Source organism: Comamonas sp. CAH-2 (genome assembly GCF_009668305.1).
GTDB lineage: Bacteria > Pseudomonadota > Gammaproteobacteria > Burkholderiales > Burkholderiaceae_C > Comamonas > Comamonas aquatica.
Genome location: NZ_VSWF01000003.1, coordinates 1 through 24258, shown reverse-complemented (window position 1 = coordinate 24258; position 24258 = coordinate 1). Strand labels below are relative to the sequence as shown.

The 24258-nt window shown below is 66.6% G+C and carries 19 protein-coding genes and 1 pseudogene; 10 read left to right on the top strand and 10 right to left on the bottom strand.

What is annotated here, in order from left to right; translation table 11 throughout:
* Positions 1-59: 59 nt before the first annotated feature.
* Positions 60-1253: a phosphoglycerate kinase gene (locus tag FYM52_RS03350; protein WP_154163093.1), complete on the top strand. Its 1194-nt coding sequence runs from the start codon at positions 60-62 to the stop codon at positions 1251-1253.
* A gap of 116 nt (positions 1254-1369) precedes the next feature.
* Here FYM52_RS03350 and FYM52_RS03345 read toward each other — a convergent pair whose 3' ends face one another.
* Together FYM52_RS03345 and FYM52_RS03340 are read right to left on the bottom strand one after the other, a co-directional pair.
* Positions 1370-1963, bottom strand: coding sequence for an exopolysaccharide biosynthesis protein (locus tag FYM52_RS03345; protein ID WP_042416361.1), 594 nt, complete (start codon positions 1961-1963; stop codon positions 1370-1372).
* 194 nt (positions 1964-2157) lie between these two features.
* Complete coding sequence (locus tag FYM52_RS03340) at positions 2158-3042, bottom strand: DMT family transporter (RefSeq protein ID WP_154163092.1); 885 nt, start codon at positions 3040-3042, stop codon at positions 2158-2160.
* A 38-nt stretch (positions 3043-3080) separates the two neighbouring features.
* Between FYM52_RS03340 and pyrF the strand changes: the two genes are divergently transcribed.
* From pyrF to FYM52_RS03315, 5 genes are all read left to right on the top strand, one after another.
* Positions 3081-3911 (top strand): orotidine-5'-phosphate decarboxylase, encoded by an 831-nt coding sequence (gene pyrF, locus FYM52_RS03335; RefSeq protein ID WP_043378507.1) that lies wholly within the window; start codon positions 3081-3083, stop codon positions 3909-3911.
* A gap of 294 nt (positions 3912-4205) precedes the next feature.
* Positions 4206-5879 carry a long-chain-fatty-acid--CoA ligase gene (locus FYM52_RS03330; RefSeq protein WP_154163091.1) on the top strand — a complete coding sequence of 558 codons (1674 nt, stop codon included), beginning with the start codon at positions 4206-4208 and terminating at the stop codon, positions 5877-5879.
* An 80-nt stretch (positions 5880-5959) separates the two neighbouring features.
* Positions 5960-6715, top strand: coding sequence for a 5'-methylthioadenosine/adenosylhomocysteine nucleosidase (locus FYM52_RS03325; RefSeq protein ID WP_043378801.1), 756 nt, complete (start codon positions 5960-5962; stop codon positions 6713-6715).
* A 134-nt stretch (positions 6716-6849) separates the two neighbouring features.
* Positions 6850-8859, top strand: coding sequence for a Cache 3/Cache 2 fusion domain-containing protein (locus tag FYM52_RS03320; protein WP_238826103.1), 2010 nt, complete (start codon positions 6850-6852; stop codon positions 8857-8859).
* 97 nt (positions 8860-8956) lie between these two features.
* On the top strand, positions 8957-10456 hold the full coding sequence (locus FYM52_RS03315) for a M20 family metallopeptidase (protein ID WP_154163089.1): 1500 nt from the start codon (positions 8957-8959) through the stop codon (positions 10454-10456).
* A 112-nt stretch (positions 10457-10568) separates the two neighbouring features.
* On the opposite strand, the gene FYM52_RS03310 is transcribed toward FYM52_RS03315, so the two are convergent.
* The 3 genes from FYM52_RS03310 to FYM52_RS03300 all read right to left on the bottom strand — a co-directional run bounded on the left by FYM52_RS03310 (position 10569) and on the right by FYM52_RS03300 (position 13880).
* A complete protein-coding gene (locus tag FYM52_RS03310) occupies positions 10569-11699 on the bottom strand; it encodes a diguanylate cyclase (RefSeq protein WP_238826102.1) in 1131 nt (376 codons plus the stop codon).
* Positions 11700-11937: 238 nt separating this feature from the next.
* Positions 11938-12681 (bottom strand): 16S rRNA (uracil(1498)-N(3))-methyltransferase, encoded by a 744-nt coding sequence (locus tag FYM52_RS03305; protein WP_154163088.1) that lies wholly within the window; start codon positions 12679-12681, stop codon positions 11938-11940.
* Between the two features lie 101 nt (positions 12682-12782).
* A complete protein-coding gene (locus FYM52_RS03300) occupies positions 12783-13880 on the bottom strand; it encodes an aminoglycoside phosphotransferase family protein (RefSeq protein WP_043378495.1) in 1098 nt (365 codons plus the stop codon).
* A 75-nt stretch (positions 13881-13955) separates the two neighbouring features.
* Here FYM52_RS03300 and FYM52_RS03295 point away from each other — a divergent pair, with 75 nt between their 5' ends.
* From FYM52_RS03295 to rsmA, 3 genes are read left to right on the top strand one after another with little or no spacing between them, the layout of a single operon-like run.
* Positions 13956-16394, top strand: a complete 2439-nt coding sequence (locus FYM52_RS03295) for an LPS-assembly protein LptD (RefSeq protein ID WP_162524643.1) — start codon at positions 13956-13958, stop codon at positions 16392-16394.
* 12 nt (positions 16395-16406) lie between these two features.
* A complete protein-coding gene (locus tag FYM52_RS03290; RefSeq protein ID WP_154163087.1) occupies positions 16407-17807 on the top strand; it encodes a peptidylprolyl isomerase in 1401 nt (466 codons plus the stop codon).
* A gap of 12 nt (positions 17808-17819) precedes the next feature.
* On the top strand, positions 17820-18593 hold the full coding sequence (rsmA, locus tag FYM52_RS03285) for a 16S rRNA (adenine(1518)-N(6)/adenine(1519)-N(6))-dimethyltransferase RsmA (RefSeq protein WP_162524642.1): 774 nt from the start codon (positions 17820-17822) through the stop codon (positions 18591-18593).
* Between the two features lie 85 nt (positions 18594-18678).
* Here the strand turns inward: rsmA and FYM52_RS03280 are convergent, their stop codons facing one another.
* The 3 genes from FYM52_RS03280 to FYM52_RS03270 all read right to left on the bottom strand — a co-directional run bounded on the left by FYM52_RS03280 (position 18679) and on the right by FYM52_RS03270 (position 22072).
* Positions 18679-19104 (bottom strand): barstar family protein, encoded by a 426-nt coding sequence (locus FYM52_RS03280; protein ID WP_043378484.1) that lies wholly within the window; start codon positions 19102-19104, stop codon positions 18679-18681.
* Positions 19105-19232: 128 nt separating this feature from the next.
* Positions 19233-19631 (bottom strand): ribonuclease domain-containing protein, encoded by a 399-nt coding sequence (locus tag FYM52_RS03275; RefSeq protein ID WP_045265826.1) that lies wholly within the window; start codon positions 19629-19631, stop codon positions 19233-19235.
* Positions 19632-19762: 131 nt separating this feature from the next.
* A complete protein-coding gene (locus FYM52_RS03270; RefSeq protein ID WP_154163086.1) occupies positions 19763-22072 on the bottom strand; it encodes an NADP-dependent malic enzyme in 2310 nt (769 codons plus the stop codon).
* A gap of 270 nt (positions 22073-22342) precedes the next feature.
* Between FYM52_RS03270 and FYM52_RS03265 the strand changes: the two genes are divergently transcribed.
* Entirely contained in the window at positions 22343-23344 is a 1002-nt protein-coding gene (locus FYM52_RS03265) for a tripartite tricarboxylate transporter substrate binding protein (RefSeq protein ID WP_154163085.1), read from the top strand.
* A gap of 237 nt (positions 23345-23581) precedes the next feature.
* Here the strand turns inward: FYM52_RS03265 and FYM52_RS03260 are convergent, their stop codons facing one another.
* On the bottom strand, positions 23582-23839 hold the full coding sequence (locus FYM52_RS03260) for a DUF2061 domain-containing protein (RefSeq protein WP_154163186.1): 258 nt from the start codon (positions 23837-23839) through the stop codon (positions 23582-23584).
* 6 nt (positions 23840-23845) lie between these two features.
* Positions 23846-24046: pseudogene (locus tag FYM52_RS03255) on the bottom strand (DUF2061 domain-containing protein); the annotation flags it as partial.
* Positions 24047-24258: the final 212 nt, after the last annotated feature.

The window sequence follows — 24258 nt, the reverse complement described above, 5'->3', positions numbered from 1 at the left end:
ACCTACAATGCGCCCCAGTTCGTATTCCACTCTTCTACAAGACTTCCACGGTTGCTGCCATGAACATCCTTCGCTTCTCCGACCTGTGCGCCCAAGGCAAAGTCCAGGGCCAGCGCGTTTTCATCCGCGCCGACCTGAACGTGCCCCTGAACGACGCCGGTGACATCACCGAAGACACCCGCGTGCGCGCCTCGGTGCCCGCCATCGAGATGGCCCTGAAGGCCGGCGCTGCCGTGATGGTGACCAGCCACCTGGGCCGCCCCACCGAAGGCGAATTCAAGCCCGCCGATTCGCTGGCCCCCGTCGCCAAGCGCCTGTCCGAGCTGCTGGGCCGCGACGTGCCCCTGGTGGCCAACTGGGTGGACGGCGTGCAGGTGGCGCCCGGCCAGGTCGTGCTGCTGGAGAACTGCCGCGTGAACGTGGGCGAGAAGAAGAACCAGGAAGCCCTGGCCCGCAAGCTGGCCGCCCTGTGCGACATCTTCGTGCACGACGCGTTCGGCACCGCCCACCGCGCCGAAGGCACGACCTACGGCATCGCCCAGTTCGCACCCGTGGCCTGCGCCGGCCCGCTGCTGTCGGCCGAGATCGACGCCATCAGCAAGGCCCTGGCCGCGCCTGCGCGCCCCCTGGCCGCCATCGTGGCCGGCTCCAAGGTGTCGACCAAGCTGACCATCCTGCAGTCCCTGGCCAAGAACGTGGACCAGCTGATCGTCGGCGGCGGCATCGCCAACACCTTCATGCTGGCCGCCGGCCTGAAGATCGGCAAGTCGCTGGCCGAACCCGACCTGGTCGGTGAAGCCAAGGCCGTGATCGACGCCATGGCCGCGCGCGGTGCCGCCGTGCCCGTGCCCACCGACGTGGTGACCGCCAAGGCCTTCGCGCCCGACGCCGTGGCCACCGTCAAGAAAGCCACCGAAGTCGCCGACGACGACATGATCCTGGACATCGGCCCCGAAACCGCCGCCAAGCTGGCCGGGATGCTCAAGAGCGCCGGCACCATCGTCTGGAACGGCCCTGTGGGCGTGTTCGAGTTCGACCAGTTCGCCAACGGCACCAAGGTCGTGGCCCAGGCGATTGCCGAATCGCCCGCCTTCAGCATTGCCGGCGGTGGCGACACCCTGGCCGCGATCGCCAAGTACGGCATCGAGGACCAGGTGGGCTACATCTCCACCGGCGGCGGCGCCTTCCTGGAAGTGCTGGAAGGCAAGACCCTGCCGGCCTTCGAGATTCTGGAAAAGCGCGCCAACGGTTAAACCCGTTCATGGCCAAATTGGCCTCCAGCGCTTGTCCTGCCTGCGCTGGCAGCTATGAAAAAAAGCCACCTTGCGGTGGCTTTTTGCATGGGGGCGATCACTGCCGCCGTGCCGCGTCAGCTCAGCACGAAATTGCCGCCCACCCAGGCCAGGTAGGCCAGCACGCCAAAGTACACCACCGTGAGCACGTGGCCCAGGTAGCCCAGCAGCACGAACACGCCATCGCGCTGCATCATGCCCACGGTCAGCAGCAGGATGCCCACAGCCGGCACGGTGTTGGAGAACGGAATCAGCCCCAGCGGCGCCATCAGCAGCAGGCCGCCAAACACCAGCACGGCGCTGTTGAAGCGCTGCATGGGCGATGTGGTCAGGCCCGACCAGCGCGGCTGCAGCCAGCGGTCCAGCTTGCCGACCATGCCCACGCCCTTGTGCAGCACGGGCTTGAGCTTGTTGGCGTCCAGGTCCTTGTCCAGGATGCGCTGCGGCAGCCACGGCAGGCGGTCCAGGAACAGCGCCGTCGACAGCAGCACGATGGCCGCGCCGAACACCGTGGACACCCCGGGGATGGAGACGGGAATCAGGAACGGCAGGCAGGCGATGGCGCAGACCAGCAGCATGCCTTCACGGCCGCAGCGCTCCAGCAGCTTGCGCAGTGTGATGGTGTCGCCGTGGATGTCGTTGATGATGGAGGTGAGCAGGTGGCTCAGCATGGAATCCTTTGTAAAGCCTGAAAAAGTCCAACCCGGGCGGCGGTACCGGCCGAGCGCAGTGGGAGTGCGCCGGGCGGCAAAAGTTGCACCCGACCGCGGGCTGCGCCGGCATGGTCACACAAAATGCGGCCGCCCGCATGAAGCACCGTCCATGCAGGCCCCGCGGCCGCGGGCGGTGGCAGGCCCGCGTCGCCTCAGCCCGCCTTGCGCGCCGGCCACAGCACCGAGGCGATTGCCAGCACCATCAGGCCCACGGCCGTCCAGTCCTGCCAGTGCAGCACCTCGCCCAGCCACCAGGCACCGCTGAACACGCCCAGCACCGGGATGAACATCACGCTCAGCGTCGACGCCACGGGCGGCAGGCTGCGCGCCAGCACAAACCACACCACCTGGGCAAAACCCACGACCAGCAGGCCGTTGAACAGGATGGTGCCCAGGGCCACGTCGTCCGGCCTCTGCCACTGCGCCCGCTCCAGCGTGAAGGCGCCCAGCGACAGCACCACGGCGGTGATCAGCATCATCCACAAGGCCATGGTCAGCACCGGCACCGGCATGGCAGCGCGGCGCATCATCTGCGTGCCGATGGCCCAGCAGAACGCGGCAAACAGGATCATGAGCGCGCCCGTGGGCCGGCTGCCCAGGGCCCCGAACTCGTGCCACAGCAGCAGCAACACCCCCAGGAATGCCGCCCCCACCCCGCACCAGGCACGGCCCACCAGGCGGTCGCGCCAGACCAGGCTGCCGAGCACGGCGGAGAAGATCGGCATGGTGTAGCCCAGGATGGCCGCGCGCCCGCTGGACACCATGGGCATGGCCACGATCACCAGGCAGTGCCAGATCACCATGTTGAACAGCGTCAGCCGCGCCAGCGTGCCCCAGTGCGCCCGGGCAATGCCCAGCGGCTGGTTCTGCAGGCGCAGCACCACCAGCACCACGGCCACGCCGATCCACATGGACAGGGCGCGGAAGCTCAGCGGCGGAAAGTGCATCACGCCCAGCTTCATGACGGGCCAGTTCACCCCCCAGATCAGTGTCAAGAGCACCAGAAGAGTCAGTTGTCGGGGGGTAAAGGCAGGCATAGGGCGTAGATTGTGCCCGCCACCTACAATTGCTGCTCATGACTTTTCTCGACATGCTGCGCGACGCGTCCACGCGCAACAACTCCATGCTGTGCGTGGGACTGGACCCAGAGCCCTCCAAGTTCCCCGCCGCCCTGCGTGGCGACGCTTCCAAGATCTACGACTTCTGCGCCGCGATTGTCGATGCCACCGCCGATCTGGTGAACAGCTTCAAGCCCCAGATCGCCTACTTTGCCGCCCACCGCGCCGAAGACCAGCTGGAAAAGCTGATGGACCACATGCGCAAGGTGGCGCCGCACGTGCCCGTGATCCTGGACGCCAAGCGCGGCGACATCGGCTCGACCGCCGAGCAGTACGCCAAGGAAGCCTTCGAGCGCTACGGCGCCGACGCCGTGACCCTGTCGCCCTTCATGGGCTTCGACTCCATCACGCCCTACCTGAAGTACGCGGGCAAGGGCGCCTTCCTGCTGTGCCGCACCTCCAACCCCGGCGGTGACGATCTGCAGGCCCAGACCCTGGCCGACCTGCCCGGCCAGCCCCAGATGTTCGAGCACGTGGCCAAGCTGGCCCAGGGCCCCTGGAACACCAACGGCCAGCTCGGCCTGGTGGTGGGCGCCACCCGCCCGCACGAGATCGAGCGCGTGCGCGCCGTGGCCCCCAGCCTGCCGCTGCTGATCCCCGGCGTGGGTGCGCAGGGCGGTGATGCCGTGGCCACCGTGAAGGCCGCCCGCATCGGCGGCGGCCCCATCATCATCAATTCCTCGCGAGCCATCCTGTACGCCTCTTCAGGCGATGACTTTGCCGCCGCCGCACGCCAGGCAGCCCTGGACACCCGGGACACGCTGAACCGCGCGGCCCAGGCCGCCTGACGCAGCGCCCCCCCGGCACCCCGCACCGCCCGCCCTGCATGCCCGCAGCGCGGGCTTTTTTCATGGCCATCGCGGCTGATGGAGATCAACGGTTGTCGCGAAAAACGCACTGTCGTTCGTTTTTTTGCGTAGAAGATATTCGATACGCTAAAAACCTAGGGTTAGCACAGAGATGCCCCCGCAAACCCTCCCACCACAATCCTGACAAAGGGCCTGGACCCTGGGCATGGGGAGGGTGCCACCCGCCGCCATGTCTGCCGATTCGGCATCACAACAATGAGCGGAGACAACAGCATGAGCGAGCGTCCTTGGCTGGCGGCCTATCCCGAAGGCGTGCCCACCGAAATTGATCCCTGCAGCTACCACTCTCTCGTAGAGTTGATGGAGCAGGCTTTCAAGGCCTATGCCCCGCGCGCTGCGTATTCCTTCATGGGCAAGGACAGCAGCTTCGGCGAGATTGACCGGCAAAGCCAGTCCCTGGCCAACTACTTCCAGTCGCTGGGGCTGCAGCAGGGCGAGCGCATCGCCATCATGATGCCCAACGTGACCCAGTACCCCGTGGCGGTGGCGGCCATCCTGCGCGCCGGTTACGTGGTGGTGAACGTGAACCCGCTGTACACCGCCCGCGAGCTGGAGCACCAGCTCAAGGACTCCGGCGCCAAGGCCATCGTCATCATCGAGAATTTCGCCCACACCCTGCAGCAGTGCATCGCCAAGACCGCCGTCGAGCATGTGGTGCTGTGCGCCATGGGCGACACGCTGGGCACGCTCAAGGGCGCCCTGGTCAACTACGTGGTGCGCAACGTCAAGAAGCTGGTGCCCGCCTTCGACCTGCCCAAGGCCTTGCGCTACAAGGAGGCCCTGCGCCAGGGTGCGCGCGCGCCCTTCAAGCGCCCCGCCATCGGGCCCAACGACATCGCCGTGCTGCAGTACACCGGCGGCACCACCGGCGTGAGCAAGGGGGCCGTGCTGCTGCACCGCAACATCATCGCCAACACCTTGCAGTGCGAAGCCTGGTTCAACCCCGTGCTGCAGAACATCCGCAAGAGTGGCGAGCAGGTGACCAGCGTCTGCGCCCTGCCGCTGTACCACATCTTCGCGTTCACCGTGAACATGATGCTGGCCATGCACACCGGCGGCAAGAACATCCTGATCCCCAATCCGCGCGACCTGGCGGGCACGCTCAAGGAGCTGTCGCGACACCAGTTCCACAACTTCCCGGCGGTGAACACCTTGTTCAACGGCCTGGCCCACCACCCGGATTTCAACAGCGTGGACTGGAGCCACCTGAAGGTCTCGGTGGGCGGCGGCATGGCCGTGCAAGGCGCCGTGGCCAAGCTGTGGCTGGAAAAGACCGGCTGCCCGGTGGTGGAAGGCTACGGCCTGTCCGAGACCAGCCCCGTGGTCAGCTGCAACCCGGTGACCGCCAAGGAATTCACCGGCACCATCGGCATGCCCGTGCCGGGCACCGATGTGAAGCTGGTGGGCGACGACGGCCAGACCGTGACCGAGCTGAGCAAAACCGGCGAGATCGCGGTCAAGGGCCCGCAGGTGATGGCCGGTTACTGGCAACGCCCCGACGAGACCGCCAAGGTCACTACCGCCGACGGTTTCTTCCTGACCGGGGACATCGGCACCATGGACGAGCGCGGCTACATCAAGATCGTGGACCGCAAGAAGGACATGGTGCTGGTCAGCGGCTTCAACGTCTACCCCAACGAGGTGGAGGAAGTGGTGGCCATGTGCCCCGGCGTGCTGGAGTGCGCCGTGGTCGGCGTGCCCGATGAGAAGACCGGCGAGGCGGTGAAGCTGGTGGTCGTCAAGAAGGACGCCGGCCTGACCGAAGAGACGCTGCGCAAGTTCTGCCGCGACAACCTCACCGGCTACAAGCAGCCGCGCGTGATCGAGTTCCGCACCGAGCTGCCCAAGACCCCGGTGGGCAAAATCCTGCGCCGCGAGCTGCGCTGAGCGCTGCCCGTACACTGGCGGACCTTTGTGTCCCACCCAACGGCCCTGCGGGGCCGTTTTGCATGCCCGAAAGCCGTGCCATGACCCTCGCCATCCTGAGCGCCCTTCCCGAAGAACAACACGGCCTGGCCGCCCTGCTGGAAGACACCCAGGTCGTGGCCCGCGCCGGCCGGCGCTTTGTGCGCGGCCACCTGCACGGTCAGCCCCTGGTGCTGGGCCTGACCGGGATCGGCAAGGTGGCTGCGGCCACCACCACCACCACCCTGATCGAGCACCTGGACGTGCAGCAGCTGGTGTTCACCGGAGTGGCCGGCGGCATTGGCGCCGGGGTGCAGGTGGGCGACGTGGTCGTGGCCCAGGCGTTCTTGCAGCACGACATGGATGTGCGCCCCCTGTTCCCGCGCTGGCAGGTGCCGGGCTATGGGGCGGCGGCGTTTGCCTGCGACCCGGCCCTGGTGCAGCGCCTGCAGCAGGCCGCACAGGCCTGCACGGCCCAGGCCGCAACCTGGCAGGACCCCCTGCTGGGCGCACGCGCACCGCGCGCCCACGCGGGTCTGGTGGTCAGTGGCGACCAGTTCATCGCCACGGCCGAAGCCTCGCAGCGCATCGTGGACGATCTGCAGACGGCCGCACACGCCCCGTTGGCCGTGGAAATGGAAGGCGCGGCCATCGCCCAGGTGTGTGCCGACTACGGCCTGCCATTTGCCGCCATCCGCACCATTTCCGACCGGGCCGACGACAGCGCCCACGTGGACTTCCCCGCGTTCGTCGAGCGCATCGCCAGCCGCTACGCCCTGCACATGGTGGACCACCTGCTCGCGCACGCCCGCCTGTAGCCCGCCCGCAACGTCACACGCCCCATATCCGGAAGGTATCTAGGTGTAATCACTGACTGACCGGGTGCCATCCCTACAATCCGGACATGCGCCAAGCCATTGATTTGTATCGAGGCTTGGCGCTTTTCTTTGTGATGCCCCCACCGTCTTTGCCCTCCGAAGCCATGCAACCCCAGGCCCCCTCAGCCCCGACCTACCACCGCTCCCTCGCCCGCCAGGTGACTGCCCTGGGCATCGGCATGCTCGCCCTCGTGCTGCTGGTGCTGGGCGGCGTGATCACCCACCTCAGCACCGATACCGCACGCACCCAGTTGCGCAACAGCGTCCAGCACGCCACCCAGGGACTGGTGGCCTCCATCGACACCGTGGAGCAGGCCAACCGGCAGATGGTGGAGCGCGCCTCGCAGGCCTTTGGCCAGTACTACAGCGGCACGGTCGCACTGGACACCGCGACGGGCACCCTCAGCCTGGATGGCGTGTCGCTGCACGACAACTTTGCCACCGTCGACAAGTTCAGCAACGACACCGGCGGCGTGGCCACGGTGTTTGCCCGCCGGGGCGAGGACTTCGTGCGCATTGCCACGTCCTTGCGCAACACCCAGGGCGAACGCGTGATGCACACCCTGCTGGACCACCAGCACCCGGCCTATGCGCTGGTGCGTGCCGGCCAGTCGTACGTGGGCCGCGCCAACCTGTTCGGCAAGCCCTATATGACGGCCTATGTGCCACTGCGCGACGCGGCCGGCCAGGTGGTCGGCATCCTGTTTGTGGGCACGGACCTGAGCGCCTTCCAGGCCGCCATGCAGCAGCAGGTGACCAGCACCCGCCTGTTCGAACACGGCGGGGCCATGGTGATCGCCCCCGGCAAGCGCCTGGACGAGGCCGTGTTCGTGGCGCACAGCAGCCACACCGGCCGCAAGGTGCTGGACGTCTTCCCCCAGGCCCGGGCCTCCCTGGAAGAGATGGCCAGCGACAGCGATGGCTTCGTGCCCCAGGTGACGCCCCTGCTGCCCGACCAGGGCCAGGCCCCCTGGGCCATCATGCGCCCCGCCCAGAATGGCTGGTGGGTGATCACCGAAGTCTCCGACCACGAGGCCATGGCCACCCAGCGCAAAGCGCTGTGGGGCCTGTGGGCAGCCATGGGGGCCGCCCTGATCGTGCTCGCACTGGGGCTGCTGTGGACCCTGCAGCGCGGCATCACCGCCCCGCTGCGCGAGCTGACCCAGGCCATCACCCGCATTGCCCAGGGCGACCTGACCCAGCCCTTCCACAGCCGGCGCCGCGATGAGGTGGGTGCCCTGGTGCACGAGGTCGAAGGCATGCGCCAGCGCTACGTGGCCATGCTGCGGCAGGTGGACACCGCCGCGCACAGCATTGCCAGCGCCAGCAGCCAGATTGCCCAGGGCAATGCCGACCTGTCCGAGCGCACCGAGCACACGGCCCAGAGCCTGGCGCGCACCGTGCAGAGCATCGAGGACGTCACCCAGGGGGTGCACCAGTCGGCCGATGCGGCACGCCAGGCGCACACGCTGTCCACCTCGGCGGCCGAAGTTGCGGCGCGCGGCGGCCAGGTGGTGGGCGACGTGGTGACCACCATGGGCGAGATCGATGCCAGCAGCCGCAAGATCGGCGACATCATCGGCGTGATCGACAGCATCGCCTTCCAGACCAACATCCTGGCGCTGAATGCGGCGGTGGAAGCCGCCCGCGCCGGCGAACAGGGCCGCGGCTTTGCCGTGGTGGCCGGTGAGGTGCGCACCCTGGCCCAGCGCAGCGCCGAAGCGGCGCGGGAGATCAAGGCGCTGATCCACACCTCGGTCGACAAAGTGGCCTCCGGGGCCCGCCTGGTGCAGGACGCGGGCCAGACCATGGACGAGATCGTGGGCTCGGTGCAGCGCGTCGGAGACATCATCGGCGACATCGCGGCCTCGGCCTCCGAGCAGTCCACGCGCATCAGCCAGGTGAACCAGGACGTCATGGCCCTGGACCAGATGACCCAGCAGAACGCCGCGCTGGTGGAAGAGTCGGCCGCCGCCTCGCAAAGCATGCGCCAGCAGGCCCAGGGGCTGGAAGCCTCGGTGGCCGTGTTCAAACTCTCCGGCGACAGCCCGGCGGCCCCACAGGCCCTGCTGCCCCGCGGTTGACCCACAACCCGTGCGCCATCGCCCGGCCACCGCGGCGGTTGGCGCACAATCGGGACCATCGGCGGCCCCGCGCCGCCACGCCTTTCAGGAGACCGCCATGAACGCACGCATTCCCCCCACCGCGCTGGACACCACCCAGGCGCTGGCGCAGGTCAGCCAGCAGTGGGACCGCGACATCGTCGCCCAGCTCAAGGACTACATCGCCATCCCCGCCAAGTCGCCCATGTTCGCCCCCGACTGGGCCGCCCAGGGCCTGCTGGACACGGTGCTGCGCAACGCAGCCACCTGGGTGGACGCGCAGAAGGTGGCCGGCCTGAAGCTGGAGATCGTGCGCCTGGAAGGCCGCACCCCGGTGCTGTTCTTTGAAGTGGAAGGCACCCAGCCCGGCGCCAACGCCCCCGGCGCGCCCACGGTGCTGATGTACGGCCACCTGGACAAGCAGCCCGAATTCGAAGGCTGGCGCAGCGACCTGGGGCCCTGGACGCCGAAGTACGAGGACGGCAAGCTGTATGGCCGCGGCGGGGCCGACGATGGCTACGCCGTCTACGCCAGCGTGGCCGCCGTGCAGGCGCTCAAGAGCCAGAACGTGCCCCACCCGCGCATCGTCGGTCTGATCGAAACCGCCGAGGAAAGCGGCTCGCGCGATCTGCTGCCCTACATCGACGCCCTGCGCCCCCGCCTGGGCGAGGTGGAACTGGTGATCTGCCTGGACAGCGGCGCGGGCAACTACGACCAGCTGTGGCTGACCACCAGCCTGCGCGGCATGGCCAGCGGCACGCTGAAGGTGGAGATCCTGACCGAAGGCATCCACTCGGGCGACGCCTCGGGCCTAGTGCCCTCGTCCTTCCGCATCATGCGCCAGGTGCTGGACCGCCTGGAAGACAGCGCCACCGGCCGCATGCTGCCCGCCAGCTTCCATTGCGAGGTGCCCGCCGAGCGCCTGGCCCAGGCCCGCGCCACCGCCGCCATCCTGGGCGACGAGACCTACCGACGCTTCCCCTGGGCACACCACGACTGCGGTGGCTCCACCCTGGTGGCCCTGCCCACCACCACCGACCCGGTGCAGGCCCTGCTCAAGCGCACCTGGGAGCCCACGCTGTCCGTCACCGGCACGGAAGGCTTCCCCACGCTGCAGAACGCCGGCAACGTGCTGCGGCCCTACACCGCCTTCAAGCTCAGCCTGCGCCTGCCGCCCCTGGTGGACGCCGCCACCTGCGTGCAGGAGATGAAGACGCTGCTGGAGGACAACGCCCCCTACCAGGCCAAGGTGACCTGGGAAGGCCTGTCCAGCTCCAGCGGCTGGAATGCGCCGCCCATGACCCACTGGTTCGAAAACGCGCTGAATGCCGCCAGCCGCGCCCACTTTGGCGCGGACTGCGGCTACATCGGCCAGGGCGGCACCATCCCGCTGATGAACATGCTCAGCCAGGGCTTCCCCACGGCACAGATGATGGTCTGCGGCGTGCTCGGCCCCAAGAGCAATGCCCACGGCCCCAACGAATTCCTGCACGTGCCCTACGCCAAAAAGCTGACGGCGGCCGTGGCCCAGGTGATCGCCGCCATGCCCATGCCGGCCGCGGCGGCCAGCAGCGACTGACCCCTGCGCAGCGCCCGCAAGGCACTCCCAAAAAGAAAGCACCTGGCGCAGGTGCTTTCTTGTTTTCAGCGTATTAAAAACCTGAAATGCGCGGCAGACGCGCGCCGGTTGCTCACATATCTTCCAGCACCTCGGCCGGCACACGGGTGGAGTCCGGCCCTGACGCGGCCGGCGTCGCAGGCGGTGGCCGCATGCCCTCGCCCAGCGCCACGCGGTTGCGTCCGGCGTGCTTGGCCGCGTACAAGGCCTTGTCGGCCCGGTCCAGCGTCAGCTCCACCGCCTCGCCGGGCTGGTGCTCGGCCAGGCCCATGGACACGGTCATGCGCAAGCCCGGCGGCCCGCCCTCGACCTCGGCGGCCTCGACCGCCGCACGCACCCGCTCCAGGGTCAGCAGGGCGCCGTCCAGGTGGGTGTCGCTGAGCAGCAGCACGAACTCCTCGCCCCCCCAGCGCGCCAGCACGTCGGAGCTGCGGATGTTCTCGCGCACCACCTGGGTGAAGGTCATCAGCGCCAGATCGCCCACGCCATGGCCGTGGGTGTCGTTGATCTGCTTGAAGTGGTCGATGTCCATCTGCGCCAGCAGCATGGTGCGCTGCCCGCGCAGGCAGCGGCGCTGCTCCAGGTGCATCAGCTCCAGCATGTGGCGGCGGTTGAGCACGCCGGTCAGCGGATCGCGCGAGGCCAGTTCGCGGTTCTCGGCCAGGGCCAGCACCAGCTCCTGGCGCTGGCGGCGCAGCCGCACGCGCAGCTGGTACAGCTGCAGGCTCAGCAGCATGCAGCCCAGCAGCATGATCAGCAGCACGGCCGCATAGGCGATCTCCGGCGCGCTTTCGTGGCTCAGGTGGATGGAGAACAGCACCGCCAGCGAGAAAGTGCCCAGCGCATACAGCGACACGGCCACGATCTGCTTGGCCTTGAGGTTCAGCGCCGCGAACAGCAGCGTCAGCGCCAGCAGGCCATGGATCACACCCTTGACCTCCCCGATCAGCACATAGGCCACGGCGCTGCTGGTCACGGCCCAGAGGATTTGCGGAAAGGTCAGCGCCGGATCGCGCCAGGTCGCCGTGAGGTCCAGGCGCACCAGGGCGGCCATCACCACCAGCCCGCCCGTGGCCACCAGGGCCCACCAGGTCATGGCCGCCACCGAGGCATAGCCGGCGTGCGCCAGCCACAGCATGACGCCGCTGCTGCAGACCATGAGCCAGACGGCCAGCATGGCCATGCTGGCCCGCACCCGCAGCATGGGGTCGGTCGAAAAGAGTATGTCAGCGCCCCGCCGCACCAAGCTGCCCAAGTCAGCACCCCTTTCCAAGCCCAGGGGTCATGCCGCCAGACTTCAATGTTTGTAAAAATTAGTTACAAGCATTTTGGACAGGGTCTAAAAAGAGAAACCCAGGGTTTCTACTTATCAATGTTCAATAAATGTTGTTTTGTCCCACCGCCTGGACGGACACTGCCGGACCCCGGTCAGAGGGCGCCACTCAGGCCGTGGCCAACACCAGGGCAGCCAGGGGGGCGGTTTCGGCCCGCAGCACGCGTGACCCCAACGTCACCGGGGCGAATCCGTGGCTGCGCGCCAACGCCTCTTCCGCCGCCGTCAGCCCGCCTTCCGGGCCAGACAGGAAATACACCGGCCGGGTGGGGCCGGCATCGGCCGCGGCCAGCAGGCTGGGCAGGGGCTGGGTGCCGTCGGCCAGCGACAGCACGGCACGCAGGGCGCCGTGGGCCTGGGGCTGGGCCTGCAGCCACTGCGCCAGCGTCACGGCCTCGTGGACCACGGGCACGCGGTTGCGGCCACACTGTTCGCAGGCGGCCACGGCCACGGCCTGCCAGTGGGCGCGCTTCTTGTCGCCGCGCTCGCCCTTGAGCTTGAGCACGCTGCGCTCGGCCAGCAGCGGGGTGATGCTGGTCACACCCAGTTCCGTGGCCTTTTCCACCAGCCAGTCCATGCGTTCGTTGGCGGTGATGCCGGCCAGCAGGTGCACGGGGCGCGGGTTTTCGCGTTCGGTGGGGTGGTGCTGGTCCACGCGCACCTGCACATCGCTGCGGCCCATGCGCACGATGGTGGCCTGCCACTCACCGCCGGGGCCGCCCTGCGCCCCTTCGAACAGGGTGATGGTGTCGCCGGGCTGCAGGCGCAGCACCTGCACATGGCGCGCCGCGCCGGCGGGCAGGTCGACGTCCAGGCCCGCGGACAGCGGCAAGGGGCAGTGAAAGCGTGGCATGGCAGCCTCAAAAAAAAGAAGCTGCCTGCGCTCGACAAGCCTAGGTTTCAAATACTTTTCGATTTGAAAACCCGGAACATCCAGCGTCAACAGCTATGGTTTTACATGCGCCCGTAGGCGTAGCCCACCTGGGGCTGGATGTTCTCGATCTGGTCGATCAGGCGCAGCAGCGGCCCCAGCTCACGATAGCGGCTGCAGGTGGAGCGCAGGTAGTGGATGAAGCGCGGCGTGTCGGCCAGGTACTTGGGCTTGCCGTCGCGCAGCGTCAGCCGCGCGAAGATGCCGGCCACCTTGAGGTGGCGCTGCAGGCCCATCCATTCCACGGCGCGGTAGAACTCGCCGAAGTCGTCGCCCCAGCCGCTGGCGCTCTTGGCGCCGACCAGGCCGGCCTTGCGCGCCTTTTCCCAGTAGCGCACGGTGATGTCGATGACGAAGTCTTCCTCCCAGGTCAGGAAGGCATCGCGCAGCAGGCTGGCGATGTCGTAGGTGACCGGACCGTACACCGCGTCCTGGAAGTCCAGCACCGACAGGCCGCCACCGGACTGCGTGGGCAGCATCAGGTTGCGCGCCATGAAGTCGCGGTGCACATAGACGCTGGGCACGGCAAGGTTGTGCGCCACGATGGTGTCAAAGGTTTTGCTCAATACCGACTGCTGCTTGTCATCCAGCGCGCACTGGCGGTGCTGGGCAATGTACCAATCCGGAAACAGTTGCAACTCCCGGCGCAGCAGGGCCTCGTCGTAGGCCGGCAGCACGCCGGGCTGGGACGCCAGCTGCCAGCGCAGCAGCAGGTCGGTGGCCTCGCGGTACCAGGGCTCGGCCTCGCGGGGCTGGTCGGGGTGCAGGATCTCGATCAGCGTGCGCTGGCCCACGTCGGTCAGCAGCATGAAGCCTTCGGCCTGCGCCCAGGCCAGCACCTGGGGCACGGGCAGGCCGACCGCCTGCATCAGCGCCTGCACGCGCACGAAGGGCTGGCAGTCCTCCCTGTCCGGCGGGGCATCCATGATGATCAGGCTGCCGCCCTGCTGCGTGTCGATGCGCAGATAGCGGCGAAAGCTGGCATCGGCCGAGGCGGGGCGTAGACTTTCCGGGCGCAGCGCATGCGGCTGCACCAAGCCCGACAGCCAGTGTGCAAACAAAGTTTGACGACCGGCATCGGCCCAAACAACGGAAGATGGAGGGAGGATAGGATCGCTCATGGATAATCCGATTCTACAAACGGCTCGGATGACCTCTGGGCTTGCCCTCCATCCCCGCACCGACTAAATGCGCCTGTGAGCTCCCACGCCCCCGCCCTGACATCGCAGCCCTTGCCCCACCGTCTGCGCCCGCTGGCCGCGTCCCTGGCGCTGGTCTGGGCTGCCACGACCCCCTGGACCGCCCACGCGCAAGGCCAGACCGGGCACAGCCTGTGGCACAGTGCCCTGCCCGCCCCGCAACTCAAGCCCAGCGCCCAGCTCCAGGAAGCCGTGGACCCCACGCTGCGCGGGCAGCTCCCCTCGTACATCCGGGCCGAACAGATTTCTGGTCAGGCGGACATCAACGCCGTGCTGGAAGGCGGTGCCGAGCTGCGCCGCGCCGACACCGTGATCCGCGCCGACCGCGTGGAATACACCCTGGCCGACGACACCGTGCATGCACAGGGCAACGTCCATATCAACCGCGCCGGCAACGTCTACCAGGGCACGGCCCTGAAGATGCAGGTGGATGCCTTCCAGGGCGATTTCAACAACGCCACCTACCAGTTTCTGGCCACCCAGGGCCATGGTGACGCCGACCGGGTGCAGTTCCTTGACCGGGACCACTCCGTGGTCTACCGTGCCACCTACACCACCTGCCTGCGCGATGACAGCGCCAGCTGGACCCCCGACTGGATGATCCGCGCCGACCGCATTGAGTTGGACCATGTAGAAGACGTGGGGGTCGCCTATGGGGGAGCACTGGAGTTCAAGGGCGTGCCCATCCTGCCCGTGCCCGCCATCAGCTTCCCGCTGTCCGACAAGCGCAAGTCGGGGCTGCTGCCACCGACCATCGGCATCGACAGCAAAAGCGGGGTGGAGTACAGCCAGCCTTACTACTGGAACATCGCCCCCAACCGCGATGCCACCATCACGCCCATGCTGATGAGCAAACGCGGCGTGAGCCTGGGGACACAGTTCCGTTACCTGGAGCCTGGCTACAACGGCGCGCTCGATCTGCAGTACATGCCCGATGACAAGCTGCGCGACCGCGCGCGCTGGGCCTATGGCTTCAAGCACCAGGGCAGCCTGAACGCCCCCCTCGGCGATCTGGGACTGAAGCTGAACCTGAACCGCGTCAGCGACGACAACTACTGGCGCGATTTTTCCAGCCTGAGCGGCAGCCGCAGCAGCTATCAGCAGCGGCTGATCGGCAGCGATGCCGCGCTGTCGTGGACAACCGGTCGTCACGAACTGTCCCTGTCTGCCCAACGCTGGCAGGTGCTGCAGGACGTGGATGCGCCCATTGCCCCGCCCTTCAACCGCATGCCCCAGTTGCGCTGGAACTACAACACCAACGATTGGGCCGCTCAGGGCTGGGACGTCACCCTGATGGCCGAGACCACGCGGTTCGAAGCCGACACCTGGGACCAGCGCAACAACCCCGACAACGGCCAGCGCAGCTACAGCCTGACCTCGCTCAGCCGGCCCTTCCTGCTGCCAGGTGGCTTCATCACCCCGAAAGTCCAGCTGCATGCGGCCAACTACCAGTTCGACGACTTTTCGGCCTCGCGCCCCAACAACAAATCCTTGGCCATCCCCACGTTCAGCCTGGACAGCGGCCTGGTCTTCGAACGGGACACCCTCGCGCTGGGCCGGAACTATGTCCAGACGCTGGAGCCCCGGGCGTTCTACACCTACACACCCTACCGCGACCAAAGCATGCTGCCGCTGTACGACACGGCACTGGCGGACTTCAACTTTGGCTCCATCTACAGTGAGAACAGCTACACCGGGCGTGATCGGATTGCCGACAACCACATGGTGACGCTGGGCCTGACCACCCGCTACCTGAACCCAACCGATGGTGCCGAAGTCGCCCGCTTCGGGGTGGCCCAGCGCCTGCGCTTTGCCGACCAGCGCGTCGGCCTAGGCTACGACACGCTGGGTCAGAAGGGCTGGTCCGACATCCTGATCGGCGCAGGCGTCAACTGGAACTCCAGGTGGAGCACCGATGCCCTGGTGCAATACAACCGCGACACCCAGCGCACTGCCCGCTCTGCCATCAGTGGCCGCTACACCCCGGGGCCCTACAAGACCCTGAGCGCTGCCTACCGCTACCAGCGCGAAAACAGCTTGCAGGTCGCCAACCAGGGCAGCGAGCAGATTGACTTCGGCTGGCAATGGCCACTGAGCGGTGGCCGCAAGGACACGTTCGGTGCAGCCCCCAGTGGCGGGCGCTGGTACAGCGTCGGCCGCCTCAACTACAGCATGTACGATAAGAAGCTGGTCGATGCCATCGTCGGCTTCGAATACGACAGCTGCTGCTGGATCGGCCGCGTGGTGGTCGAGCGCATGCAAAATAGCCGCAGCGACTCCAACACCCGCTTGCTGTTCCAGCTGGAGTTTGTCGGTTTCTCGCGCCTGAGCCTGGGTGCCGACCCCCTGCGCAGCCTCCAAGAGAATGTCCCTGGCTATCGCCCGTTGCGCGACCGCTCCGGTCCGGTCCCCAGCCGTTTCAGCAATTACGACTAACCTGTTTCCCCCATGCGTCACCTGATTTCTATGCCACGCCATTTCGCCCTTGGGCTTGTCTGTGCGGCCGCTGTGTCCGCGGGGGTGGTCCATGCACAAGGCATGCGCCAGCCTGGTGCCCAGGACCTGTCCCGCGCCCTGTCCAGCTCCATCCAGCCGGCCCCCCGCGCGCCCGAGGCAGCCGGGCTGCGCTCGGCCGACTACATCGTGGCCATCGTCAATTCGGAACCCGTGACCAACAACGAGGTCCGCGCCCGCATGCGCCGGGTCCTGCAAGCCATGCAGGCCCAGGGTGCCCGCCAGACCCCGGACCAGGACGAACTCGCCCGTGAGGTGCTCGAGCGCCTGATTGTGGAGAAGGCCCAGATCCAGACGGCCAAGGAAACCGGCATCAAGGTCGACGACTACGCCGTGGACCAGGCCATCCAGAACCTGGCCCGCCAAAATGGCATGAGTGCCGACGCCATGCGCCGCGAAATGGCCGGCCAGGGTGTGACCGAGAAGATGTTCCGCGACGAGGTTCGCAACCAGATGCTGATGCAGCGCCTGCAGGAACGCGAAGTGGATGGCCGCGTGCGCGTGTCCGAGCAGGACATCGACCGCTATATGGCCGAGCAACGCAGCCAGGGCGGCCAGACCGACATGGCCAACAGCACCATCAACCTGGGGCACATCCTGATCACCGTGCCCGAGCGCGCCAGCCCGGCCGAAGTGGCACAACGCCAGGCCCTGGCCGAACAGGCCCTGCAGGCCGCCCGCAGCGAACCCGACTTTGCCACCGTGGCGCGCCGTTTCTCCGAGGGCGGGCAGGCCATCCTGGGCATGCGCCCGGCCAACCGCTACCCCAGCCTGTTCATCGAGGCCGTGGGCACCACGCCCGTGGGCGGTGTCGTCGGCCCGATCCGCTCGGCCGCAGGCTTCCACATCCTGAAGGTCGTGGACAAGAGCGCGAATGGCGTGGCCGCCGTGGTGACACAAAACCATGCACGCCACATCCTGCTGCGCACTTCGCCACAATTGGGCGAACGTGAAGCTGCCCAGCAACTGCTGGAGCTGCGCCAGCGCCTGGACCGTGGCGCCCGCTTCGAGGACCTGGCCCGCCAATACTCCGAAGACGGCAGCGCGGCCAGTGGTGGTGACCTGGGCTGGGCAGGTCCTGGCCGCTATGTGCCAGAGTTTGAACAAGCCCTGAACGCCTTGCAGCCCGGACAGGTCAGCCAACCGGTGGTGTCACGCTTTGGCGTGCACCTGATCCAACTGGTGGAACGCCGCCAAGCCACATTGACCCCACGCGAGCAGCGCGAAATGCTGCGCGACGTGGTGCGCGAACAAAAGCTCGAGAAAGCGCAGGCCACCTGGCTGCAGGAGTTGCGCGGCCAGGCCTATGTGGAATACCGCGAGCCACCGCAATAAATTTTTCTCTGCGTGAAACACATTCCCCGTAAACGCTTCGGTCAGAACTTCCTGACCGACCACGGCATCATCGACTCCATCGTGGCCGCGATCGATCCCAAGCCCGGCCAGCCCCTGGTCGAGATTGGGCCCGGCCTGATGGCGCTGACCCAGCCCCTGGTGGAGCGCACTGGCCAGCTGACCGTGATCGAGCTGGACCGTGACCTTGCCGCACGCCTGCGCAGCAAGCCACAGCTGCGCGTGATCGAGTCCGACGTGCTCAAGGTGGATTTCACCGCCCTGGCAGCCGAACTGGGCGCGCCCAAGCTGCGCATCGCCGGCAACCTGCCCTACAACATTTCCTCGCCCATCCTGTTCCACCTGCTCGAGCATGTGGACGTGGTGCAGGACCAGCACTTCATGCTGCAAAAGGAAGTGATCGACCGCATGGTGGCCGACGCCGGTTCCTCGGACTACGGCCGCCTGTCCGTGATGCTGCAGTGGCGTTACGCCATGGAGAACGTGCTGTTCGTGCCCCCCGAGAGCTTTGATCCGCCACCCAAGGTCAACAGCGCCGTGGTGCGCATGGTGCCCAGGGCCCAACCTGCGACACTGAACCCGCAGCTGCTGGAAGAGCTGGTGCGTGTGGCCTTCAGCCAGCGCCGCAAGATCCTGCGCAACACGCTGGGCAAATGGCTGGAGGACCAAGGCTTTGCCGGGAGCTTCGACCTGCAGCGCCGCGCCGAAGAAGTGCCCGTGGCCGAGTACGAGGCGCTGGCCGCACAACTCTCTCAAAAAGAGAGCTGACAACGCATACGCCACCTGCCTCCAAGGCCGATGCAAGGCATAAAAAAAGCGCCCTTACGGGGCGCTTTTTTGTGGGCATCACGCCTCAAAGGAAGGAGTAGAAGCAGCGGAAGGCAATCTTGCGCTCGGCCCAGTAATCCGCCGCATCGCGGAAGCAGTCCAGAAACTGCTCGCGCACCTCCTTGTCAAACTTGTGCGCGATTGGCAGCTGGTCCAGCACCACCACAAACCCAGGCTGGGGGCCGGCCTTGTGCAGCGGATCGGTCAGGCAGTCGTACAAGGCGTCAAAGTTCTTGCCAAAGTGGGCGGGAAAGTGGAATTGCACCGCAATCAGGTCCAGGGCGTCCTGCTTGGTCTGTGCATGGGCCAGGTTGGCGTAGAGGAAATGCTGACCGGTGGCCTGGGCGGCCTGCTGCAGGTCACTGATGCGGAACGCACGGATGGACTGCACGATGTTGCTGCGCACACCACGCAAGAGGTTTTGAGGTTCGGGACAAAACGAAGTGTCCATCTCCGGAGTTCTTTCTATCGATCGTAGCTGCCCACACAAAGCTGGGGCAGAAGGTGTGATGGAGAGCGCGCTAACCCACAAGTTCCCCAACGCGGGATGGCTGCGATTCCAGTCCAAGTCAAGTGCGCTCATGGCGTGATCTTCCGAAAACTGTTGTAGTGGTCGCTGGTGTAGTAGCAGGCTTCGGGCTGGTTCGGGGGCACGCCACCGCAAACGATGCGCCGCGCGCCGCGGTCGCGGGCCCAGGGTGTCTTGACGGTGTATTCCCGGTAATACCCCCGGGGGTAGGCCGGCAGCAGGCGCTCCCGATTGCCAAACACCGAGCCATCCTTGTCGTAGGGAAAAGGGCCGCCCTGGAAAATCAAGCGATAGGTGGTGCGCGCTTGCGAAGGCAGCTCTGCCAGAGCCACCGACTCCACGGGCAATGGCCCCCTGGCCTGCGCCAGTGGCATCCCCCCGGCCAGCGCCAGACCCACCGCCATGGCCCCAACGGCCCGCAACACGCGCCGGATGGTCGCATCCCGCATTACGCAACACCTTTCAGAAGTCCTGGCTCCGCCCAGAAAATCGACCGCAAGTGTGACCCAGCCCCCTGCAAATTGCAAGAAAAAAGGGCCGATTGCCACCAGCAATCAGCCCTTTCTTGATGCAGACCGGCTCAGCGTGCGGCGTTCGCGTCCGCAACGGTCAGCGCCGTCATGTTCACGATGCGGCGCACCGTGGTGCTGGGGGTCAACACATGCACGGGCTGGCTGGCACCCAGCAGCACCGGACCGATGGCGATACCACCGCCGGCCGCCTGCTTGAGCAGGTTGTAGGAGATGTTGGCGGCATCGATGTTGGGCAGCACCAACAGGTTGGCGGAACCCGTCAACGAGCTGTTGGGCATGAGCTTGGCGCGCGCCTCGCCGTCCAGCGCCACATCGCCGTGCATCTCGCCGTCCACTTCCAGCCAGGGCGCCTGCACGCGCAGCAGCTCCAGGGTCTGGCGCATCTTGATGGCACTGGGCTGGTTGCTGGAGCCGAAGTTGGAGTGGCTCAGCAGCGCCACCTTGGGCTTGATGCCGAAGCGCATCATTTCCTCGGCGGCCATCACGGTGATCTCCGCCAGTTGCTCGGCCGAGGGGTCGTAGTTGACGTGCGTGTCGACCAGGAACACCTGGCGCTCAGGCAGCATCAGGCCGTTCATGCAGGCGTAGGTGGTGGCACCGGCCTTCTTGCCGATCACCTGGTCGATGTAGTGCAGGTGGATGGCGGTGTTGTTCCAGGTGCCGCAGATCAGGCCGTCGACTTCGCCCTTGTGCAGCAGCATGGAGCCGATCAGCGTCAGGCGGCGGCGCATCTCGATCTTGGCGATCGGGGCGGTGATGCCCTTGCGCTCGGTCATGCGGTGGTAGGTCTGCCAGAAGTCGCGGTAGCGCTCGTCGTGCTCGACATTCACCACGTCGTAGTCGCGCCCTTCTTCCAGGCGCAGGCCGAACTTCTCGATGCGCTGGGCAATGATGGCTGGGCGGCCGATCAGCGTGGGGCGGGCGATGCGCTCATCGACCACGATCTGGGCCGCACGCAGCACGCGCTCCTCTTCGCCTTCCGAGTAGGCCACGCGCTTCTTGGCGGCCTTCTTGGCGGCGGTGAAGATGGGCTTCATCACGGTGCCGGAGGCATAAACGAAGGTCTTGAGGTGCTCGCGGTAGGCATCCATGTCCTGGATCGGGCGCTGGGCCACGCCGCACTCGGCCGCGGCCTTGGCCACGGCCGGTGCCACGACCAGCATCAGGCGCGGATCGAAGGGCTTGGGAATCAGGTACTCGGCACCAAAGCTCAGGCTCTGCCCAACGTAGGCGGCCGCCACCTCTTCCGACTGCTCGGCCTCGGCCAAGGTGGCAATCGCGTGCACGGCGGCGATTTCCATCTCGGTGGTGATGGTGGTGGCGCCGCAATCCAGGGCCCCACGGAAGATGTAGGGGAAGCACAGGACGTTGTTGACCTGGTTGGGGTAGTCCGTGCGGCCGGTGGCGATGATAGCGTCGTCGCGCACGGCCTTGACGTCTTCCGGCAGGATTTCGGGGTTGGGGTTGGCCAGGGCGAAGATGATGGGCCTGGCCGCCATCTTGGCGACCATGTCCTTCTTCAGCACGTTGCCGGCGGACAGGCCCAGGAAGGCGTCCGCGCCTGCGATCACTTCTGACAGGGTACGCAGGTCGGTCTTTTGCGCAAACAGCGCCTTGTCTTCGTCCATCAGCTCGGTACGGCCTTCGTAGACCACACCGGCGATGTCGGTGACGAACACGTTCTCGCGCTTCAGGCCGACTTCCAGCAGCAGGTTCAGGCAAGCCAGGGCGGCCGCACCGGCGCCCGAGGCCACCAGCTTGATCTCGCCGATGTTCTTGCCCGCGACCTTCAGTGCATTGACCATGGCCGCCGCCACGGTGATGGCCGTGCCGTGCTGGTCGTCGTGGAAGACGGGGATGTTCATGCGCTTGCGCAGTTCGCGCTCCACGAAGAAGCACTCGGGCGCCTTGATGTCTTCGAGGTTGATGGCGCCGAAGGTGGGCTCCAGCGCGGCGATCACGTCGACCAGCTTTTGCGGGTCTTTCTCGTTGATCTCGATGTCGAACACATCCACGCCGGCGAACTTCTTGAACAGCACGCCCTTGCCTTCCATCACCGGCTTGGACGCCAGCGCGCCGATGTCGCCCAGGCCCAGCACCGCTGTGCCGTTGGAGATCACCGCCACCAGGTTGCCGCGGCTGGTGTACTTGAACGCGGCCGCAGGGTCCTTGACGATCTCTTCACAGGGGGCCGCCACACCGGGCGAATAGGCCAGCGCCAGGTCGTGCTGGTTGGCCATGGGCTTGGTGGCCGCGATGGCGACCTTGCCGGGCTTGGGGAACTGGTGGTACTCAAGGGCGGACTGGCGCAGCAGCGCGCGCTTGTCGGGCAGGGCGGGGGTGGTGTTCTCGGACATGTCGTCTCGTCTCCCAGGACGCTGATAAATTGATTGCACTCCGGCGGCTGGCCGTGTTCAATCTTTGGAATTGAGCGATCCATTGTAGGTGGTTGCTATCAAAACCACGGCTTATCCAGTACTGGGGGCGGGTCAAACACCTGCAACCAGAACATGCCCAATCCAGCAGCCCCGCATGCGTGCAAACAGACGGCCTGACCGGCCGCCACGGCGCGTTTTGCCGATATGCTGGCCACCATTAACAACACTAACCACGAATTAGGAGAACTAATGCCTCACTTGGCTCACTCTTTGGCGGGCGGCTGGCGCGCAGCCCTGGGCGCGGTGGCACTGGCGGCCACCGCCTGGACGGGCGCTGCCCATGCGGCCGATGCCTACCCCAGCAAACCGATCACGCTGGTGATCCCGTTCTCGCCCGGGGGTTCGACCGACATCCTGGGCCGCCTGCTGGCGCAGAAGCTGAGCGAGAGCCTGAACACTTCGGTGGTGGTGGAGAACAAGCCCGGCGCCAACGGCACGATCGGCGTGGACCGCGTGGCCAAGTCCGCACCCGATGGCTACACCATCGTGCTGGGCGATGTGGGCGGCATGTCCATGGCCCCCGGCCTGTACCCCAAGCTGCCCTACAACCCGCTCAAGGACCTGGCCCCCATCAGCCTGGTGGGCCGCAGCCCGCTGGTGCTGACGGTGGGTCACAACAGCCCGCTGAAGTCGCTGGCCGACCTGACCGGCACGGCCAAGGCCAACCCCGGCAAGCTGAACTACCCCTCGTCCGGCACGGGCGGCCCCAACCACCTGGGCGGGGCGCTGTACGCCATCCAGGCGCAGGTCAACGTGACGCACGTGCCCTACAAGGGCAGCGCCCCGTCCGTGGTGTCGCTGGTGGCGGGGGAAACCGATTTCGGTTTCCTGACGGCCGTGACCATCAACTCGCAGCTCAAGGCCGGCAATGTGCGCGCCCTGGCCGTGGCGCACAACACGCGCCTGCCTGCCATGCCCGAGGTGCCCACCATGGATGAAGCCGGCCTCAAGGGCTTCACCGCCGACGCCTGGTTCATGGCCGCCGTGCCGGCCGGCACCCCCCAGCCCATCATCGACCGCCTGTACCGCGAGATCGCCAAGATCCTGCCCCAGGAGGATGTGAAGACCAAACTGGACGCCGTGGGCGTGCTGCCCTCGGGCCTGTCGCCCAAGGAGTCGGTGGTGTTCCTGAACAGCGAAATCAACAAGTGGCGCGAAGTGATCAAGACCGCCAAGATCACGCTGGACTGAGCCTGCGCCGCCCGCGCGCCCATCCACCCTGCACGCCCTGGTGTGCAGGGTTTTTTCATGAGCAGGTTGCGCTGAATCTGCAAGGCTTTGTGGTTGTTTTGTACCGCAAAGCCTGATTGATCAAGCGCTGTGCGCTTCTTTTTTTAGCCATGGCAAGGCGCCAGGCCAGCCAGCCGCTGCACCAGCCATTGCGCAAACCGGGTCCATGTCGAGGTGGGCATCGTGGGCTCCCGGGGGTCAAGCGCTGTGCTGCAGCACGCTGCGGTGGCCGCAGACCGGCAGCTGGGGGCTGGCCGCGGCCTGGCGGCGCTGCGCCTGGCGCTCCCACAGCGTCTCGTGCAGGTAGAAGAACAGCATCTGCACCGTGGGCTCCAGCAGGCTCAGCGTCAGGGCGGCCACCCAGTCGCCGGTGACCGCATAGGCCACGCCCGCCGCCACCACCAAGTGCACGCCATAGTAGCTGACCGTCTTGAGCAGGGTGCGGTAGCGTGCCATCGGCACCCGGGCCCAGGCCTTGTCGTGCAGGAAGTAGGCCACCACCTGGACCGAGGGCTCCAGCAGGCTCAGCGTCAGGGCCGCCAGCCAGTTGCCGGTGACGGCATAGGCCACGGCGGCGGCCACCACGATGTGCACCCCGTAGTAGCTGCCCGCCTTCAACAAGGCGGTGGCGTGCTGACGCAGCAGGTGGTGCAGGGGGGACATGGCGGCTCCTCGGTCAGATCAATGCAGGAATGATAGTTGTTATCAATTACTCATTGAATTCGATAGTTTCAATGCCCGCCATACACCGTCCCTATGCCACACCCCGCGGGCTGTGGGCAGGACGCTGCCCTAAAGCGTGACGGCTTGTGCGTCAATTCCTACAGCACCCCCAAAGCAGGCAAGATGCGCACTCCCCCGCCCGCCCCGTGTGC

Bases quoted from the DNA above. Each gene is read 5' to 3' on its own strand.
- FYM52_RS03275 (WP_045265826.1), bottom strand. From the start codon at position 19,631: ATGCGGGATGCGACCATCCGGCGCGTGTTGCGGGCCGTTGGGGCCATG.
- FYM52_RS03265 (WP_154163085.1), top strand. From the start codon at position 22,343: ATGCCTCACTTGGCTCACTCTTTGGCGGGCGGCTGGCGCGCAGCCCTG.
- FYM52_RS03345 (WP_042416361.1), bottom strand. From the start codon at position 1,963: ATGCTGAGCCACCTGCTCACCTCCATCATCAACGACATCCACGGCGAC.
- FYM52_RS03260 (WP_154163186.1), bottom strand. From the start codon at position 23,839: ATGGCACGCTACCGCACCCTGCTCAAGACGGTCAGCTACTATGGCGTG.
- FYM52_RS03270 (WP_154163086.1), bottom strand. From the start codon at position 22,072: ATGTCCGAGAACACCACCCCCGCCCTGCCCGACAAGCGCGCGCTGCTG.
- FYM52_RS03305 (WP_154163088.1), bottom strand. From the start codon at position 12,681: ATGCCACGCTTTCACTGCCCCTTGCCGCTGTCCGCGGGCCTGGACGTC.
- FYM52_RS03330 (WP_154163091.1), top strand. From the start codon at position 4,206: ATGAGCGAGCGTCCTTGGCTGGCGGCCTATCCCGAAGGCGTGCCCACC.
- FYM52_RS03320 (WP_238826103.1), top strand. From the start codon at position 6,850: ATGCCCCCACCGTCTTTGCCCTCCGAAGCCATGCAACCCCAGGCCCCC.
- FYM52_RS03310 (WP_238826102.1), bottom strand. From the start codon at position 11,699: ATGCTGCGGGTGCGGGCCAGCATGGCCATGCTGGCCGTCTGGCTCATG.
- FYM52_RS03300 (WP_043378495.1), bottom strand. From the start codon at position 13,880: ATGAGCGATCCTATCCTCCCTCCATCTTCCGTTGTTTGGGCCGATGCC.
- FYM52_RS03280 (WP_043378484.1), bottom strand. From the start codon at position 19,104: ATGGACACTTCGTTTTGTCCCGAACCTCAAAACCTCTTGCGTGGTGTG.
- FYM52_RS03325 (WP_043378801.1), top strand. From the start codon at position 5,960: ATGACCCTCGCCATCCTGAGCGCCCTTCCCGAAGAACAACACGGCCTG.
- pyrF (WP_043378507.1), top strand. From the start codon at position 3,081: ATGACTTTTCTCGACATGCTGCGCGACGCGTCCACGCGCAACAACTCC.
- FYM52_RS03350 (WP_154163093.1), top strand. From the start codon at position 60: ATGAACATCCTTCGCTTCTCCGACCTGTGCGCCCAAGGCAAAGTCCAG.
- FYM52_RS03340 (WP_154163092.1), bottom strand. From the start codon at position 3,042: ATGCCTGCCTTTACCCCCCGACAACTGACTCTTCTGGTGCTCTTGACA.
- FYM52_RS03315 (WP_154163089.1), top strand. From the start codon at position 8,957: ATGAACGCACGCATTCCCCCCACCGCGCTGGACACCACCCAGGCGCTG.
- FYM52_RS03290 (WP_154163087.1), top strand. From the start codon at position 16,407: ATGCGTCACCTGATTTCTATGCCACGCCATTTCGCCCTTGGGCTTGTC.